The organism is Massilia sp. GER05, from assembly GCF_052056005.1.
Taxonomy (GTDB): domain Bacteria; phylum Pseudomonadota; class Gammaproteobacteria; order Burkholderiales; family Burkholderiaceae_D; genus Telluria; species Telluria orientalis.
The window spans coordinates 165123-178146 of the sequence record NZ_CP178858.1 but is presented as its reverse complement, the minus strand read 5'-3'; the positions used below and the strand labels follow the sequence as shown (position 1 = coordinate 178146).

At 68.1% G+C, this 13024-nt stretch carries 10 protein-coding genes; 4 read left to right on the top strand and 6 right to left on the bottom strand.

The genetic code is table 11. The features are described from left to right. Positions 1-4: 4 nt before the first annotated feature. Together ACL58G_RS00765 and ACL58G_RS00760 are read right to left on the bottom strand one after the other, a co-directional pair. Positions 5-1507 (bottom strand): acetyl-CoA hydrolase/transferase family protein, encoded by a 1503-nt coding sequence (locus tag ACL58G_RS00765; protein WP_440964638.1) that lies wholly within the window; start codon positions 1505-1507, stop codon positions 5-7. Between the two features lie 29 nt (positions 1508-1536). Continuing rightward, positions 1537-2466: a bestrophin family protein gene (locus ACL58G_RS00760; protein WP_440964637.1), complete on the bottom strand. Its 930-nt coding sequence runs from the start codon at positions 2464-2466 to the stop codon at positions 1537-1539. Positions 2467-2668: 202 nt separating this feature from the next. Here ACL58G_RS00760 and ACL58G_RS00755 point away from each other — a divergent pair, with 202 nt between their 5' ends. Continuing rightward, the gene (locus tag ACL58G_RS00755) at positions 2669-3658 is read left to right on the top strand and encodes an aldo/keto reductase (protein ID WP_440964636.1); all 990 of its coding nucleotides are present in this window, start codon (positions 2669-2671) and stop codon (positions 3656-3658) included. 148 nt (positions 3659-3806) lie between these two features. Here ACL58G_RS00755 and uvsE read toward each other — a convergent pair whose 3' ends face one another. The 3 genes from uvsE to ACL58G_RS00740 form a co-directional block, all read right to left on the bottom strand. Beyond that, a complete protein-coding gene (gene uvsE / locus ACL58G_RS00750) occupies positions 3807-4712 on the bottom strand; it encodes a UV DNA damage repair endonuclease UvsE (protein WP_440964635.1) in 906 nt (301 codons plus the stop codon). An 85-nt stretch (positions 4713-4797) separates the two neighbouring features. Then, the gene (locus tag ACL58G_RS00745; protein WP_440964634.1) at positions 4798-7257 is read right to left on the bottom strand and encodes an ATP-binding protein; all 2460 of its coding nucleotides are present in this window, start codon (positions 7255-7257) and stop codon (positions 4798-4800) included. A gap of 1 nt (position 7258) precedes the next feature. Then, positions 7259-8461, bottom strand: a complete 1203-nt coding sequence (locus tag ACL58G_RS00740; RefSeq protein WP_440964633.1) for an ABC transporter substrate-binding protein — start codon at positions 8459-8461, stop codon at positions 7259-7261. 265 nt (positions 8462-8726) lie between these two features. Here ACL58G_RS00740 and ACL58G_RS00735 point away from each other — a divergent pair, with 265 nt between their 5' ends. Both ACL58G_RS00735 and ACL58G_RS00730 read left to right on the top strand, forming a co-directional pair. Beyond that, a complete protein-coding gene (locus ACL58G_RS00735; protein ID WP_440964632.1) occupies positions 8727-10364 on the top strand; it encodes a methyl-accepting chemotaxis protein in 1638 nt (545 codons plus the stop codon). Positions 10365-10624: 260 nt separating this feature from the next. Further along, complete coding sequence (locus ACL58G_RS00730) at positions 10625-12232, top strand: methyl-accepting chemotaxis protein (RefSeq protein ID WP_440964631.1); 1608 nt, start codon at positions 10625-10627, stop codon at positions 12230-12232. 1 nt (position 12233) lies between these two features. Here ACL58G_RS00730 and ACL58G_RS00725 read toward each other — a convergent pair whose 3' ends face one another. Next, positions 12234-12701 (bottom strand): host attachment protein, encoded by a 468-nt coding sequence (locus ACL58G_RS00725; protein WP_440964630.1) that lies wholly within the window; start codon positions 12699-12701, stop codon positions 12234-12236. A 115-nt stretch (positions 12702-12816) separates the two neighbouring features. Here ACL58G_RS00725 and ACL58G_RS00720 point away from each other — a divergent pair, with 115 nt between their 5' ends. Continuing rightward, entirely contained in the window at positions 12817-13017 is a 201-nt protein-coding gene (locus ACL58G_RS00720) for a DUF2905 domain-containing protein (RefSeq protein ID WP_371765055.1), read from the top strand. Positions 13018-13024: the final 7 nt, after the last annotated feature.

Here is a 13024-nt window from a genome sequence, read left to right as displayed (position 1 = left end):
AGGTTCAGGGTTCGAGCATCGAGCCCGTCTCGCTGTAGCGGGCGTGCCACGCGTACGCCTGCTCCAGCACGTGCGGCGTCTGGCCGCCGCGCCGCTGCGCTTCCCGCACGTACGCGCGCAGCATCGATTTGTACGGTTCGGCCGTGCACTGTTCGATGATGACCTCGGCCCGTTCGCGTGGCGCGAGGCCGCGCAGGTCGGCGAGGCCCAGTTCCGTGACGATGATGTCGACGTCGTGCTCCGTGTGGTCGACGTGCGTCACCATCGGCACGATCGACGACACCTTGCCGCCCTTGGCCGTGGCCTTGGTCGCGAAGATCGACAGGTAGGCGTTGCGCGCGAAGTCGCCCGAGCCACCGATCCCGTTCATCATGTGCGTGCCCAGCACGTGCGTCGAATTGATGTTCCCGTAGATGTCCGCTTCCAGGGCCGTGTTGATGGCGATGATGCCGAGGCGGCGAATCACTTCCGGGTGGTTGGACACTTCCTGCGGACGCAGCACGAGCTTGTCGCGGTAGCGGTCGAAGTCGCGGAACACCTGCCGGCTCTTTTCCGGCGACAGCGTGATCGACGAGCCGGACGCGAAATCCAGCTTGCCCGCGTCGAACAGGTCGAACGTCGAATCCTGCAGCACTTCCGAATACATCGTCAGGCGGTCGAACGGGCTGTCGGCAAAGCCTGCCAGCACCGCGTTGGCGATCGTGCCGATGCCGGCCTGCAGCGGCAGCAGTTCCCTCGCCAGGCGGCCCGCCTCGATTTCCCGTTCGAAGAAGCGGATCAGGTGGCCCGCGATGGCGGCCGTCTCGCGATCGGCCGGCAGCACGGACGACGTCGAATCCGGCTGGTCGGACAACACGATCGCGACGATCTTCTCGGGCGGGATGGCGATCCACGGCGTGCCGGCGCGGTCGTCCGCCGACATGATCGGGATCGGTTCGCGCAACGGGCGCTTCTTCGGAATCCAGATGTCGTGCAGGCCTTCCAGGCCGGCCGGCTGGGCGAGGTTGATCTCGACGATCACCTTGTCGGCCAGGATCGCGAAGCTGGCGCTGTTGCCGACGGAGGTCGTGGGCACGACGGCGCCGTCTTCCGTGATCGCCACCGCTTCCACGATGGCCACGTCGACCGGCGCGATGTGGCGGCTGCGCAGCTGTTCGACGGTCTCGGACAGGTGCTGGTCGATGTACATCACCTCGCCGCGGTTGATCGCCGCGCGCAGCACGGGGTCCACCTGGAACGGCATGCGGCGCGCCAGCGCGCCCGCTTCGGTGAGGCGTTTGTCGGTGTCGTTGCCGAGCGAGGCGCCCGTCATCAGCGTGATCTTCAAAGGCTCCGTGCGGGCCCGCTCGGCCAGCGCGGCCGGCACGAGCTTGACGTCGCCGGCGCGGGTGAAGCCGCTCATGCCGACGGTCATGCCGTCCTTGATCCAGCGCGCGGCGTCGTGCGCACTGGTGACGCGGCCGCGCAGCGCGGCGCAGCGGATACGGTCCAGGTATTCTGTCTTCATGTCTTTCTCGGGTCGACTTCGGGATGGAACTAGCTGAGCCGGTAGTTCTCCGGCAGCAGCGGGGGAGGCAGGTCGCGGTCGCCCAGGGCGGTGCGCAGGTCGATCTCGATCGTGCGGCACAGGGCCTCGAGCGGCAGGCCGTTGTCGGAGGCGCGGAACGGTTCCTCGAGCTCGTCGCCGAGGGCGTCCAGGCCGAAGAAGGTGTAGGCCACGATGGCGGAGACGAGGGGCGTCAGGTAGCCGATCGTGTCCACGAGGCCGAACGGCAGCAGGAAGCAATACAGGTACGCCGTGCGGTGCAGCAGCAGGGTGTACGAAAACGGGATCGGCGTGCCGCGAATACGTTCGCAGGATGCGGCCACCGCCGTCATCGCCGAGAAGCTCGCATCGATGGCTGGCGCGAGGCAGGCGTCCAGGCGGCCCGTGCGCAGGCATTCTCCGAGGTCGGCGCCCATCTCCAGCATCAGCGCGTACGGGACGTTCGATTGCGTGCGCACGCGTTCCCATTCGGCTGGTGCGATCCATGGCGCGACGTCGGCATTGCCGTCGGTGTCGCCGCGCAGCCGGTGGCGCAGCGCGTGCGCATACGCGATCGCGCGGCGAATGATGCGCAGGTGGGGATCGTCCGCGGCCGGATGGCCGGGCGCGACGAGCGACAGGCACTGGCGCGCGAGGCTGCGGCTGCGCAGTATCAGTTCCCCCCACTGCTTGCGGCCTTCCCAGTAGCGGTCGTAGGCCGCGTTGTTACGGAAGCCGAGGAAGATCGCGAGGGGAAGCCCCATCAGCGTGAACGGCGTCGTCGTGAAATGCAGCTTGTGGTGGCCGAACTGGCCGTCGGTCCAGGTGACGATCACCGCCAGCAGCGTACTGACGGCGAGGTGCATCCAGATGCGCGGCAGGATCGAACCGCGCATGATGAAGAACAGCCGCAGGGCCGATGGGCGGTCGCGGACGATCATGTCCGCCTCCAGGCCCGGTCATCCATGGTGTGCATGAGAAGCATGGTCGTCCATTCTGGACTTCGCACTCGGAAACTCCCAATTCACATTTCCCATGTCCGTCATGAACGATGTGAATGCTTGCATGATCATAAACCTGTCGTGTGCCGCCGTCGCCGCGAAACGGCTATCGTCACGCCCATCGATCGCACCGGAGACCATCATGAAGACACGTCAGCTGGGCAATGAAGGATTGCACGTCTCGGCCATCGGCCTGGGCTGCATGGGCATGAGCGATTTCTACGCCAACCGCGACGACGCCGAATCCATCGCGACGATCCAGCGCGCCATCGACCTGGGCGTCACGCTGTTCGACACGGCCGACATGTACGGCCCGCACACGAACGAGGTCTTGCTGGGCCGCGCGATCCGCGGGCGGCGCGCGGGACTCGTCATCGCCACCAAGTTCGGCGTCAAGCGAACACCCGAGAATCCGGGCGATTTCGGCGTCTCCGGCCGCCCCGAGTACGTACGCGCCGCCTGCGAGGGAAGCCTCAAGCGGCTCGGCATCGACACGATCGACCTGTACTACCAGCACCGCGTGGACCCGGCCACGCCCATCGAGGACACGATGGGCGCGTTGGCGGACCTCGTCCGCGCCGGGAAGGTGCGCTACGTGGGCTTGTCCGAGGCGTCCGTACAGACGATCGAGCGCGCCGTGAAGGTGCATCCGGTGACGGCGCTGCAAAGCGAGTACTCGTTGTGGACGCGCGATCCCGAGGATGGCGTGCTCGACGCGTGCCGCCGCCACGGCATCGGCTTCGTGCCATACAGTCCGCTGGGCCGCGGCTTCCTCACGGGCGAGATCCGTACGCCGGACGATTTCGCGCCGGACGACTACCGCCGCAACAGCCCGCGTTTCCAGGGCGCGAACTTCGCGCAGAACATCGCGCTCGTCGACAAGGTGCGCGAACTGGCGCGCGCGGCGGGCTGCACGCCGGGCCAGCTGGCGCTCGCGTGGGTGCTGGCGCAGGGGCCGGACATCGTGCCGATTCCCGGCACCAAGCGCCGCAACTACCTCGACGAGAACGTGGATGCCGTCGACATCGACCTCGGGCCGGCGCAGTTGACGGAGCTGGAAGCGATCTTTCCGCGCGGGGCGGCGGTGGGGACGCGGTATCCGGAAGGGGCGATGGGGGCGGTCAACCGCTAAGCGGAACAGCGCGAAACGCAAAACGACCCGAAACGCAATACAACCCGAAACGCAAAACAACGTCATCCCCGCGCAGGCGGGGATCCAATTTTATGAGCAGTCGAAACGCATGCTAACTTGGGTCCCCGCCTGCGCGGGGACGACGGTTTTAGGGGCAACTTACTTGCGCCATCCAATCCCTTAATCCACCAATCGCCTCTTCCTTCAGCTTCGCCTCGATCTCGATCCACGGCGCCTCCCCATACGCCGCCGGCATCGTCGTGATCAGGTCCGCGTGCTGGCGATCGTTGAACCCGTCGCGCCCGTTCGAGATGTGCACGACCTGGTGCGCCGGCACGGGCCACGTCGCGCGTGCCGCGGCGAGCATCGCGGCCACGCTCGGGTCGTCGTAGCTGGCCAGCTTGTCGTGCACGATGTGGTGGTGCGCGTCGAACACCATCGGCACGCCGGCGCGCATGCACACGGCGTGGATCTCGTCCGCGCCGTACGCGTATTCATCGTTCTCCAGGCACAGGCGCAGGCGGATCGCGTCGGGCAGCGCATGGATGCGCTCGACGAGCGCGTCGCTGCGGTTTGCCTTGCCGCCGTGGATCTCGAGCAGCGCCCACGGCGAGCGCGGTTGCTCCATCAGGTCCATGATGTCGGCGTGCATCTGCAGGATCTTGACGCTGTTGGCGACGACGCCGGGCGAGTCGGAACTGAGCACGACGAACTGGTCCGGATGCATCACGAGGCGCAGGCCGAGTTCCGTCGCGCGCCGGCCCGTGCGCGCGAGCGCGGGCGCGAGGGGCTGCATCACGGCGCGGCCGATGTCCTCGTCGAAGAACGGGAAGATCGACGACGGAATGCGGTACAGGTGGATGCCGTTGCGGCGGCAGTAGTGCAGCGCACCGTCCAGCGTCTGCAGGTTGTCGCGGTAGATGGCGTCGAGCAGCTTGCGCTGGCCGTCGTCCGACTGCTCCAGCAGGCGCTTGCGCGTGACGGTGCGGTAGCGGATGTCCTTCGAGACGGTGATGCAGACCAGGCCGAGCAGGGGCGGGGACGAGACGGGCATGGACGAAGCGGGAGCGTTGACGTTGGCGCCATGGTCCCCCGATCCACCCATGCCGTCAAACCAATGCGGCGCAGAAACACCGGGGTCAGAGCCCGGTTTCGGGCAATTTCTCAAAAACGGGCTCTGACCCCGGTTTGACGTCCAGCAAAGGCAGCGTCACTGTGAACGTGCTGCCGCGCCCCGGGCCGGCGCTGGCGGCGTCGACCTGGCCGCCGTGCAGTTCGACGAGCTTGCGCACCAGGGCGAGGCCCAGGCCCAGGCCGCCCTGGGCGCGGTCGAGCGTGCGCGAGGCTTGCGTGAACAGGTCGAACACGACCGGCAGCAGGTCGGGGCCGATGCCGTTGCCGTTGTCGCGCACGGCCAGGAAAGCCTGGCCGTCGGCGGCTTCCAGTTCGACCTCGATATGGCCGCCCTCCGGCGTGTACTTGGCCGCGTTGGTCAGCAGGTTCGCGACCACCTGCACGAGGCGCGTGTGGTCGCCGTCCACCATCACGGGCGCTGCGCCGAGCGCGACGTCGAGGCGGTGGCGGCGCGCGTCGACGAGCGGGCGGACCTGTTCGGAGGCCTCCGCGACGACGCGGCGCAGGTCGATCGGCCGCCTGGCCACGGCGACGAGGCCGCGCGTGACGCGCGAGACGTCCAGCAGGTCGTTCACGATGTGGCGCATGTGCGCGACCTGGCGCGCGATGATGTCGCTGATCTGCTTCACGCGCGGCTCGCCCGCATAGGCCAGGCGCAGCATGTCGGCCGCGCTGGAGATCGGCGCCAGCGGGTTGCGCAGTTCGTGCGCCAGCATGGCGAGGAATTCGTCCTTGCGCCGGTCCGCGAGCTGCAGCGCTTCTTCCGCGCGCTTGCGCTCCGTGATGTCGATCGCGACGACGTGCACGACGGTGCTGCGACCGTCGGCGCCGAGGCCGAGGCGGCCGCGCATGTCGATCCAGGCGAGCCGGCCGTCGTCGGCGCGGCGCACGCGCGGCGTGGCGCGGTATTCGCCGCCGGCGCGGATGGCCTGTTCGACCGTGTCGCGCAGGGGCTTGCGGTCGTCCGGATGGACGAGCTTCTGCAGTTCGGCGATGTTGTGCCAGTTCTTGCCGAACACGCTGTGCAGGTTGGCCGAGAAGGTGACCTGGCCGCTGTGCGGATCGCGCTCCCACACGGCCATGCGGGCGGCGACAAGGCCCTGCTGCAGGCGCTCCTCGCTGTAGCGCACGGCGCGTTCCGCCCGTTCCAGCGGGGTGACGTCGGTGCAGGTGCCGAACCACTGGACGATCTGGCCGGCCTCGTCGCGCAGCGGCGCCACCGACGTGAAGAAGCTGCGGTAGCGGCCGTCGGCGCCGCGCAGCGGGAAGGTCATCTGCGCCATGTTGCCGCTGGCGAGGGCTTCCTTCCAGCGCCGCATCACCTGCGGCAGCACTTCGGGGTCGTGGTAGCGGTGCCACTCGTCGGCGCCGGTGGTCCCCGGCGGGCTGCCCGTGAATTCATGCCAGCGGTCGTTGAACCAGACGATGTTGCCTTCCGGGTCGGCCATCCACACGAGTTGCGGGATGTTGTTCGCGAGCTGCAGGAACTTGCGGCGTTCTTCCTCCAGGTGCGCGCGCTGTTCGTACAGGCGGTCGAGCATGCGGTTGAGCGCGCGCGCCAGGCTGACGACTTCGCGCGAGCCCTCGAGCGGCGCGCGCTGGGTGCCGATGTCGTCGCCCAGGCTGGCGGAGAACGTCTCGAGGCGGCGCAGGTCGCGCGTGAGGCCGTGCGCCAGCCGCGCCGCGAGGATGAACACCACCAGCGCGAGCAGGCAGGCGACGACCAGGATCAGGAGGTACTGCGGCCCCGACGTCTCGAGCGGCAGCGGCAGGCGGCGCTCGTCCTCGCGCAGCACGAGGCCCACGTGGGCCAGGCGCGGCGGCAGCGGCACGGGTGCCGCGATCTCGTGCGGTCTCGCCGGCTTGTCCGCGGATGCGGGCGCGAGCACGGCCCAGGACGTGGGCTTCAGGTCGGCCAGCCGTACCTTGTACACCAGGGCGCCTTCCGGCGTGCGCGTGCGCTGGTAGCGCAGCAGCACGACGCCGAGCAGCTCCCCGCCGTCGGGACCGGTCTGCAAGATGGCCCGTTCGTCGCCGTTTTCCAGACGCGCGCGCAGCCACGCCATGTCGGCGTTCGTGAAGCCGGGCACGCCGTTGTCCGCGATTTCCTTGCCCTCGAAATCCGTGAACAGCAGGCGCAGCGGAATGCCGTTCATCTGGCGCAGGCCGTGCAGGAACGGCGTCAGGTAGGTTTCCTTGCCGGCGCTGTCGACGAGCGCCGTGGCCAGGATCGGGCTCGCCCCCACTTCGTGCAGGCGCGTGACGACCGCTTCCAGGTTGTGGCCGACGGTCGTGGCGTGGAATGCGACCTCGCGCTCCTGCAGCAGGGCGTTGGCCTGCGCGCGCTGGTGGTCGATCAGCCAGAACGAGACGCCGGCGATGAGCAGCACGGCCGCCGCCGTCAGGATCGCGGCCGCGTTCGCGAAGCGGCGCGCCAGGCTGGCCGGGGCGGAGGCGTCGATCATGTCAGTCATCCGCCGGCACCAGGACGCCGTCCGCGCGGTAGCGCGCCAGCAGCAGGTCGTCCGGGCCGAGCGCTTCGTGGCGGGCCGGCGTGAACGGCGGCGCATACGTCTTGACGAGGCCGCGGACCGTGCCGAGCCGCTCGAGCGCGTCGCGCACGGCCTTGCGGTCGGTGCTGCCGGCGCGGTCGATCGCGAGCGCCAGGATGTGCGTGAGGTCGTAGGCGTGCGCAGCGCCCACGGGACCCTTGATGTCCTCGATGCGGCGCACCTTCGACACCTGCGCCGCGCTGGCGAGGAAGCGCTTGACGCGCGCCGGGTCGGCGCGGAAGAAGCTGAAGGTCTGGATCACGGAAAAGTCGACCTGCTGCAGCGCCGGTCCCGCCTGGGCCGCGAATTCGCCGCCGGTCACGCCCCAGTGGCTCAGGATCGGCAGGCGTTGCGCTTTCGGCAGCGCGGCCACTTCGCGCACGAGGATCGCCGCCTCGTCGTCGTTGGCGACGAGGACGATGGCCTGGGCGCCGGCCGCGCGCAGGTGCTGGTAGTTGTCGACGAGGCTCGTGTCGCGCCAGTTGTACCACGAGGTGCCGACGAGCTTCAGCGCGGGCAGCTTCTCGGCCGCGCGGGCCGCCGCCTGGGCATTGCTGCGGCCCCAGGACGTGTTGGTCAGCAGCAGGCCGATGCGGCCGAGGCCGCGCCGGTGCGCCGTCTGCAGCAGCTTCGGCATGGCCAGCGAATCGCGCAGCGACAGGCGGTACACGTAGTTCGGACGCATCTCGTTGTCGACGATGATGTCGGCCGACGACCACGGCGCCATGAACAAGGTGTGCGTCGACCGAAGGGTCGGCAGTTCCTCGATGACGACGGGGCTGAAGCGGCCGCCGAACACCGCCACGAGATCGGGCATCGCCGCGAATTCCTGGATGTTGCGGATGCCGCGCGCCGGGATCGACCGATGATCTTTCGTCACGACCTGCAAAGGCCGGCCGTGCAGCACGCCGCCCGCCGCGTTGATCTCGGCGATGGCCGCGCGCATGCCCAGTTCGACGGCCTGGGCCGATGTCGAATTGTCCAGTCCGAATTCGCCGTCGATCCCCAGCAGTACGGGCTGCGGCGCGGCCGCGCGGGCCGTCGTCAGCAGCCCGGACAACGGCAGGGCAGCGAGGAACCGGCGGCGGGACGACGAAGGGTAATTGGATGCGGACATTGGCAATCGCTGATGTGACAGAGCGGAATCTGGGATTCTAACGTTTTAGCGGCAGGCTTTACCTCATTCTGCGACGAAATAGCGTTGCGGTGTCGCAACTTAATGTTCCGTGGATAAATATGGCGTGTATCATTAAATCGTGACACGGCCCCGCCCACGCAGGCGCGGCACGTGCGGGCCCCATCCTCGCCCTTTCACCGCGCCGGCCCGCCGCCACGACCCGCCGCGCGCATCCGCCGCTTTACCGTTTTCCGTCGAGGTGCACATGCATATCCAGAATCTCAAAATCGGGGCCCGGCTCGGCCTCGCGTTCGCCGCCGTGCTTGCACTGTCGGCCATGCTGACCGTGGTCGGCGTGCTGCGCCTGCAGCAGGTGGTCGACGCGACCGCGGACATGGACGCGTCGATCAGCAAGACCCGCCTGGCCGACCGCTGGCTGGCCAGTACCCGCATCAACCGTGCACTGACCGAAGCGCGCCTGCGTGCGGTGGATGCGCAGGATCAGGAGCGGATCAACGTCAGGATGAAGGCGAACAGCGAAGAGATCAACCGCATCGACGAACAATTGCAGCGCCTCGTTGCGAGCAAGGAAGGGAAGCGGTTGTTCGCGACCCTCAACGAGCGGCGCAAGACGTACACGGCGGCGCGCAAGAAGCTGTTCGCACTCAAGGAAAGCGGCACCGTCGACGCGGCCGCCATCGAGCGCGCGGCCGATGCCGGCATGAATCCGGCGCTTGCGGCGTACGAAGCGGCGGCGGCCGACCTGGCCGAGCACCAGAAGCAGGGCTTCGACGACGCCAAGGCGCGCGTCGAGGGCATCGCGGCGAGCGGGCGCCTGCTGCTGCTGGGCGTCGGCATCGCGGTCGTGCTGCTGGGCGCGGCGCTGGCGTGGTGGCTTGCGCGCAGCATCACCGGCCCGCTGCGTCGCGCGGTCACCGTCGCCAACGCCGTCGCGCAGGGCGACCTGACGGCGCGCATCGACGTCGCGAGCCGCGACGAGACGGGCGAACTGATGATCGCGCTGCAGACGATGAACGCGAACCTGAACGCGCTGGTGACGCGCGTGCGCAGCGGCGCCGACACCATCGCCACCGCCGCCGTCGAAGTGGCCACCGGCAACCACGACCTGTCGGCGCGCACCGAGGAGCAGGCCAGCGCGCTGGAGGAAAGCGCGGCGTCGATGGAAGAATTGACGGGCACCGTGCGCCAGAACGCGGAGAATGCCCGGCAGGGCAACCAGATGGCCGCGTCGGCATCGAGCGTGGCCGTGCGTGGCGGCGACGTCGTCGCGCAGGTGGTCGACACGATGGGCGCGATCGACGCGTCGTCCAGGAAGATCGTCGACATCATCGGCGTCATCGACGGCATCGCGTTCCAGACGAATATCCTGGCCCTGAACGCGGCCGTGGAAGCGGCGCGCGCGGGCGAGCAGGGCCGCGGCTTCGCCGTCGTCGCGAGCGAGGTGCGTACGCTGGCCCAGCGCTCGGCCGCGGCGGCGAAGGAGATCAAGGAACTCATCGGCGACTCCGTCGAGAAGGTCGCCGCCGGTTCGCGCCTGGTGGGCGAGGCCGGCACGACGATCCAGGAAGTCGTCGCCAGCGTGCGCCGCGTCTCGGACATCATGGCCGAGATCTCGGCCGCGTCGGGCGAGCAGAGCGCCGGCATCGAACAGGTCGGCGCCGCGATCCAGCAGATGGACCAGGTGACGCAGCAGAACGCGGCATTGGTCGAGGAGGCCGCCGCGGCCACCGAATCCATGCAGGAACAGGCGCGCAGCCTGGCCGAGGCGGTCAGCGTGTTCAAGCTGGACCACGCGGTCGCGGCCGCATCCCGTGCGCCGTCCCGGCCGCAGCCGGCACTTGCCACACGTCGCCCGACAGCCGCCGGCGCCAAGGGTTTTTAAGCGACAACGCTGGCCTCGCGCCCGCCGCTCTGCCTTCCGGCAGCGGCGGGCGTTGCCGTTTACGGGTGTGTATTTTGCGCCATGATGGTGCGTATTGCTGCGCTGAAATAGGGATATTGGCTCCAATTCGGTGCAGATGGATGAAGATCACGTGATTTTGTGGATAGATGGCAACAAGTGAGTACCGGTGGCCTCTGAACTGCTCTACAGTTTGGTAGCGCCACCATACTTACAGACAGTCGCTTTTGCCTGCCATTGCCATGTTCAAACATCTCAGTATCAAGACTCGTCTCATCTTCCTGGCCGTACTGTTGAGTGCGGTTTCCATCGTCGTCGGCGTCGTCGGCCTCGTCAACCAGGGCGCCACGAATGCCGCGCTGGGTACCGTCTACAACGACCGGCTGGTACCCCTCAGCCAGCTCAGCCATATCTTGTCGCTGATGCAGCAGAACCAGAACGCCCTGTCGAGTGCCGCACTGGCGGCCGAGCCGGACAACGGTCCCGTGATCGCGGAAGTCGAAGCACGCATCCGGAAAATCAGTACGCTGTGGGACCGGTACAAGGCAACCTACCTGACGCCGGAAGAACAAGTCCTGGCGCGGACGTTCATCGAGAGCCGCCTGACGTTCGTCCGGGAAGGCCTCAAGCCGACCATGGCCGCGCTGCGTGCCAACGATGCGGACGAGGTCCGGAGGCTCGTCAAGGGGCCGCTGGCGTCGCGCTATCTGGCGGCGCAAAAGAACATGCAGGCGCTCGTGCAGTTGCAGCTGGACGTGGCGAAAGCGCAATACGACGCCGCGCTGGCACGCTACGAACGCACGCGCAATCTCTCGATCGCGCTGGTCGTCATCGGCGCGCTCGCCGGTGCCTGCGTCGCCGCATGGCTGATCCGCGGCATCGGCGCATCGCTGGCCGAAGCCTTGCGCGTGGCACGCAGCGTGGCGGCCGGCGATCTCACGCAAACCGTACACATCGAGCGTAACGACGAGATCGGCGAGCTGCTCGGCGCGCTGCGCGCCATGAACGCATCGCTGGCGGACATCGTCGGCGAAGTCCGCGGCGGCACCGATACGATCGCGACGGCCTCGCGCCAGATCGCGGCCGGCAACCAGGACCTGTCGGCGCGCACCGAGCAGCAGGCGTCGTCGCTGGAAGAGACGGCCGCGTCGATGGAAGAACTGACGTCGGCCGTGAAGCACAACGCGGACAACGCGCGCCAGGCGAATGCGCTGGCGGAAGCGGCGAAAGGTGTGGCCGAACGCGGCGGCGCCGTGATCGACGGCGTGGTCGGCACGATGGGCGAGATCAGCGACGCGTCGCGCCGCATCGCGGAGATCATCGGCGTCATCGACGGGATCGCGTTCCAGACCAACATCCTGGCGCTGAACGCGGCCGTGGAAGCGGCGCGCGCGGGCGAGCAGGGCCGCGGGTTCGCCGTCGTGGCGTCCGAGGTGCGCAACCTCGCCCAGCGCTCGGCCGGCGCGGCGAAGGAGATCAAGGGACTCATCGAGAGTTCGGTCGAGCGCGTGGAGACGGGTGGACGCCTCGTGGGGCAGGCCGGCGCGACGATGCGCGAGATCGTCGACAGCGTGCGCCGCGTGACGGACATCATGGGCGAGATCACGTCGGCCAGCGCCGAACAGACGGCCGGCATCGGCCAGATCAACGTCGCGGTGGCGCAGATGGACCAGGTCACGCAGCAGAACGCCACGCTGGTCGAGGAAGCCGCCGCGGCGGCCGGCACGATGCACAAACAGGCGCAGCGCCTGGCGGCGTCGGTCGGCGTGTTCCGTGTGGCCGCGCGGCCGGCGCAGGCCGCGCGGCCGGTAGCGGACGCTCAGCCGCGTCCGGCACTGGCGCGGGCGTGAATCAGAACTTGGCCTTCTGCGCCTGCAGCTGTTCGCGCAGCTGGTGCGCGTTGAAGTGGCTGTAGTCCTTGTTCAGTTCCAGGTCGACGAGCGGCTTGAGCTGGTTGTCCAGCTGGCCGCGCAGCACGCCGAGGAACTTCGGCTCGGCCACCAGTTCCAGTTTCTGGAACCGTTGGTCCTGCCAGCCCTTCAGCAGGTAGTTGCAGATGTCCTTCGCAAAGAACTCGGCGTCGTGCTGTTCCGGCGTCTGCGCCGGCTGGTACTGCTTGTTCGGCGTGGCGCCGCCCGTGTTGTGGATGCTCTGGCCGGCCGAGGTCGGACCGAGCCGGTCGGTGTTGATGTCGATGGCGCGCAGGCGCGCGTTGGCGCTGACCATGTCCTCGACTTCGATGTAAGGCTGCTTGGGGTCCGATTCGGCGAAGATGCGGGCGCGGCCCGCGTCGGCGGATACGATCCAGGTGGTAGGCATGCTTTCCCCCTTTTTCCAAAAATAAACTTGAAGGTGTAGGCCCCACCGGGGCCATACAGGCTGAGGGGAAGTCTAGCGCAACCAGGATTTTCACGAGGTACGCTAGACTGGCGCCATGCAAAAACTCCTCATCGTTCTCGGTCTCGTGCTGCTCGCCGCAGGGCTCCTCTGGCCCTGGCTGCGCCGGTTCCCGTTCGGCCGCCTCCCCGGCGACATCCACGTCGTCCGCGAAGGTTTCTCCTTCAACTTCCCCATCGTTACCTGCCTCGTCATCTCGATCGTCGTCTCGATCGTGCTGTGGTTCTTCCGCCGCTGATTAGCAA

Excerpts from the sequence above, each read along its gene's own strand:
- ACL58G_RS00740 (WP_440964633.1), bottom strand. The coding sequence starts at position 8,461 with ATGTCCGCATCCAATTACCCTTCGTCGTCCCGCCGCCGGTTCCTCGCT.
- ACL58G_RS00730 (WP_440964631.1), top strand. The coding sequence starts at position 10,625 with ATGTTCAAACATCTCAGTATCAAGACTCGTCTCATCTTCCTGGCCGTA.
- ACL58G_RS00745 (WP_440964634.1), bottom strand. The coding sequence starts at position 7,257 with ATGATCGACGCCTCCGCCCCGGCCAGCCTGGCGCGCCGCTTCGCGAAC.
- ACL58G_RS00735 (WP_440964632.1), top strand. The coding sequence starts at position 8,727 with ATGCATATCCAGAATCTCAAAATCGGGGCCCGGCTCGGCCTCGCGTTC.
- ACL58G_RS00755 (WP_440964636.1), top strand. The coding sequence starts at position 2,669 with ATGAAGACACGTCAGCTGGGCAATGAAGGATTGCACGTCTCGGCCATC.
- uvsE (WP_440964635.1), bottom strand. The coding sequence starts at position 4,712 with ATGCCCGTCTCGTCCCCGCCCCTGCTCGGCCTGGTCTGCATCACCGTC.
- ACL58G_RS00725 (WP_440964630.1), bottom strand. The coding sequence starts at position 12,701 with ATGCCTACCACCTGGATCGTATCCGCCGACGCGGGCCGCGCCCGCATC.
- ACL58G_RS00760 (WP_440964637.1), bottom strand. The coding sequence starts at position 2,466 with ATGATCGTCCGCGACCGCCCATCGGCCCTGCGGCTGTTCTTCATCATG.
- ACL58G_RS00720 (WP_371765055.1), top strand. The coding sequence starts at position 12,817 with ATGCAAAAACTCCTCATCGTTCTCGGTCTCGTGCTGCTCGCCGCAGGG.
- ACL58G_RS00765 (WP_440964638.1), bottom strand. The coding sequence starts at position 1,507 with ATGAAGACAGAATACCTGGACCGTATCCGCTGCGCCGCGCTGCGCGGC.